This is a genomic window from Kitasatospora sp. NPDC056531 (assembly GCF_042794375.1).
Lineage (GTDB): Bacteria > Actinomycetota > Actinomycetes > Streptomycetales > Streptomycetaceae > Kitasatospora.
The window spans coordinates 1-3,331 of the sequence record NZ_JBHTTU010000251.1 but is presented as its reverse complement, the minus strand read 5'-3'; the positions used below and the strand labels follow the sequence as shown (position 1 = coordinate 3,331).

4 protein-coding genes are annotated in these 3,331 nt (G+C 68.4%); 3 read left to right on the top strand and 1 reads right to left on the bottom strand.

Annotation, left to right across the window (positions count from 1 at the left end):
* Window positions 1–307 (bottom strand): transposase (locus ACFQ87_RS45170; RefSeq protein WP_380616871.1); only part of this gene is annotated, 307 nt, incomplete at its 3' end.
* 258 nt (window positions 308–565) lie between these two features.
* On the opposite strand from ACFQ87_RS45170, the gene ACFQ87_RS45165 reads away from it, so the two are divergent.
* From ACFQ87_RS45165 to ACFQ87_RS45155, 3 genes are all read left to right on the top strand, one after another.
* Complete coding sequence (locus ACFQ87_RS45165; protein ID WP_380616870.1) at window positions 566–1,063, top strand: hypothetical protein; 498 nt, start codon at window positions 566–568, stop codon at window positions 1,061–1,063.
* 490 nt (window positions 1,064–1,553) lie between these two features.
* The gene (locus tag ACFQ87_RS45160) at window positions 1,554–2,531 is read left to right on the top strand and encodes a hypothetical protein (protein ID WP_380616869.1); all 978 of its coding nucleotides are present in this window, start codon (window positions 1,554–1,556) and stop codon (window positions 2,529–2,531) included.
* Between the two features lie 229 nt (window positions 2,532–2,760).
* On the top strand, window positions 2,761–3,285 hold the full coding sequence (locus ACFQ87_RS45155) for a GNAT family N-acetyltransferase (RefSeq protein ID WP_380616868.1): 525 nt from the start codon (window positions 2,761–2,763) through the stop codon (window positions 3,283–3,285).
* Window positions 3,286–3,331: the final 46 nt, after the last annotated feature.

Sequence of the window (3,331 nt, the reverse complement as noted above, 5' to 3'; positions counted from 1 at the left end):
ACCGTCGCCGGGTCGGGTCGAGCTCCTGGGCGAAAAAAGCCGAGGCGGCCTTGAGGATCTCGCAGGACCGGCGGAGCTCGGCGTTCTCCTTGCGCGGAGCGGCCAGTTCCTCCTTCTCGGTGGTGGTGAGCCGGTCGTCGCGCTCACCCCGGTCCGCCTCGTCCTGACGGATCCAGTTCCGCAGGGCCTCGTGGTGAACCCCGAGGTCGCGGGCCATCTGACGGATCACAGGCTTCGGATCGGCAGCCCGGTATGCGGCAACAGCTCGCTGCCGCAACTCGGGCGGGTACTTCATCGGTGCAGCCATGGCAGAGGCTCCCTTCTCACGGCCAATCAGGCCATGTCCGGCAACCTTCCGCACCTCGGGGGAACCTCACCCGCAGGCAACCCACCATCCCTGCCACCGCCCCGTCTGGGCCGAGAGCGTCCAGGCCAAGCAGGTGTTCATCGGCTCGATCAGCCGCAACCACAAGACCGAAAGGACCCGCCTCCAGACCGCCCTGGACCGGGACATGAAGGTGCTGGCCGCCATCGACGCCAGCATGTGAAAGGAGAACGACCCAACATGGCACGCATCAGCGCGCAGACCCGAGCCCGCAACGAAGACGCCATCCGCGCGGCCATGGACCGGCTGCTGAGCGGTGACATTCCGCCCGGCGGCGGATGCGACCTGAAAACGCTGGCCGCCCAGGCCGGCGTGACCCGCACCGCGTTCTACGCGAAGCAGAACCGCGACGGCACGAGGCGTCCCGGCCCCTACCAGCACCTCGCCGAAGAGTTCGAGCGGCGTCTCCGAGCTCTGCAGGCGGCCGGACACGTCGCCGATCCGCGGGCCGCCCAGATCGAACGGCTCAAGACCCAAGTCGCCGAGCTGAAAGAGCGCCTCACCAGACGTGACGAGACCGTCGCCGAGCTGACCGCCTTCAAGGAGTTGGCCATCTCCCGGCTGGCCGCGCAGCACGACGAGATCCAGCGCCTGCGGCAGCAGTCGGCGAAGGTCACCAACCTCCGCCGACACCCGGCCGCGTCCAGCAGCACGGCACCGTTCGGCTCGTGCAGCTGAGTAGAGTCGACCCGGGCGCCGCGGCCGCAACCCTGATGAACAGGCCTCTCTGTTGCTCGGTAGGACTTCGACAATCCCCGAACTGTGCAGGAGGCCCTGCCTCTATGCCGCCGCTGGCCCACGATCACCCGATCGAGATTCCCGTCCGATCGGCAAGCGCCCTGATCGTTACGACAACGGTCGGCGCACCGCACCGTAATCCTCCGGCCGGGCTGACACTCACGATCCGGCCTCCCCCGCGCGGGGGAAGCCGGATGATCCGTGGGATGGATGTGATCAGCGCCGGTGACGCGGAATCTTGGAGCGTCGGCAATCCGGATATACGGGGGTCACGGTGGTTGTTCCTGCGAACTCGGAGGTAGGTGGCGTTCCTAAGCCGCCGACCGCAAGCCCGGGGTGGATGTTGTGGTGGCGGCGGTGGCCTGTGTGGGCGCCCATGGTCGCTGCGGTGTGGGGCGTGTTGTACGCCGCTGTCGAGGTCACTTGGGCGGTGACGGGCACCACCGTGCAATGGAAGGAGCACTCCGCGTACGCGCCGGGGGTCCAGCTCTTCCTGGCGGCCCTCGCGCTCCTGGCCGGCGGCGCATGCCTGGCCAGCACCCGAACTCTCGCCAGGCCTGGCCGGGTTATGGTGGCGACGGCGCTGGTCGTGGCGCTCCCGGTGTTCGTCGTGGGGACGAATGGCCTGCCGATCTACTTCGTGACCATTGCGACGGCCTCGGGGATCGAGAGTGCCACCGGGCTGGCCCAGGTGCTGCTGAACACGGCCGGTGCCGCCCTTCTGCTCCTCGTCGGTTTGTCGTACCGCCGACGGCTGCACGGCGACTGCCCGCGATGCGGGCGGCCGCACGCCGGCGCCAGCGACGGCCCGCTTGCCCGCCCAGCCGCCTCCCGAGCCCCGGGGCGGACCCGCGTCTCGGTGTACCTGCTCATGTGCGGACTTCTGCCGTGGGCGGGAGCCAAGACCATCTGGACGCTGGGCGGCAACGCGCTCGGCGTCGCGGGCGATGACTGGCAGCGGACGTCGGTCGCCAGCGCGTCGGGGCCGGCGCAGGCAACCGCGTCGGCGGGGATCGACGTGACCGTGCTGGCCGCGCTGGTCGGGATCTTCCTGCTGCTGGGGTTGCTGTACGTGTGGGGGCAGGTGTTCCCCCGCTGGACGCTGTTCTTGTCCGGACGACGGGTCCCGCGCCTGCTGCCCTTGATTCCAGCCTGGCTGACCGGTATCCCACTGGCGATGTACGGGGCCGCCATCCTCATCATGGCCCCGCTCATGGCTGCCGGTGTGCTGCCCAAGATCAAGCCGGACCCGCCGTTCACCACCAGCTCGGGGATCATCTGGTTTGCCGAGTTCGGCGGCCTGGCATTCGGTGGTCTGGGCTTCGGCCTCATCGTGGCCGCCCGCTCCTATGCCGCCCGCACCCGCCCCGTCTGTGCCAGCGCCACGGCAATGGAGAGGCCCAAGTAGCCGGGTACCGGACCGTCCGCTTACCGCTGGCGATCAATGAGCAGCCGCGACGGTTCCCGGTCAAAGCGTGGAAGATCGCCCGTCAGGCCGACTGGACTTTCGCATGCCCGGCACCGACCGCGATCACCCGAGCAAGACTCCCGTTCGATCGACAAGCCCCCGCGATCGGTACGACAACGGCTTCTCATCCATCCCAGTGGCGATGCCACCCCCTGCGAAAATCGGACCTATGCACTACTTCATACGCCGGATGACCAGCACCGAGTGGCGGGAACTCCGCACGATCAGGCTGGAGGCGCTACGCGATTCACCAACAGCCTTCAGCTCCTCCTACGACGACGCCGCCACTCTCCCCGACGACGTCTGGCAGCAGCGGGCCGCCGTCGAGGCCACCTCCGAGGAGGGCGCCACCTTCATCGCCGCCGACGAAGCCGGAAACTGGGTCGGGATCGCCGGGGTCGCGCCTCTCCCGGACGTCCCCGATCACGTTCACGTCCACTCGGTCTACGTCTCCCCGACGTACCGTGGCCCTGCCGGCCCCGCTGCCGACCTGTTGAAGGCGAGCATCCGCTACGCCCAGGACCACACCGACATACGCTGGTTGACCCTGGGCGTGCACGAGAGCAACGAGCGTGCGCTGGCCTTCTACCGGCGGTTCGGCTTCGAGGACACCGGCAAGACCGTCCCCTATGTCCTCAATCGGTCGGGTCTGTACGGTCTTCGGTGTAACTCCCGATCAAGGAAGAACACCTGATGAGCGACGTGATCGTCTCTGCCGAGGCGGTTGAGGAAGTCCGGCC

Excerpts from the sequence above, each read along its gene's own strand:
- ACFQ87_RS45165 (WP_380616870.1), top strand. The coding sequence starts at position 566 with ATGGCACGCATCAGCGCGCAGACCCGAGCCCGCAACGAAGACGCCATC.
- ACFQ87_RS45155 (WP_380616868.1), top strand. The coding sequence starts at position 2,761 with ATGCACTACTTCATACGCCGGATGACCAGCACCGAGTGGCGGGAACTC.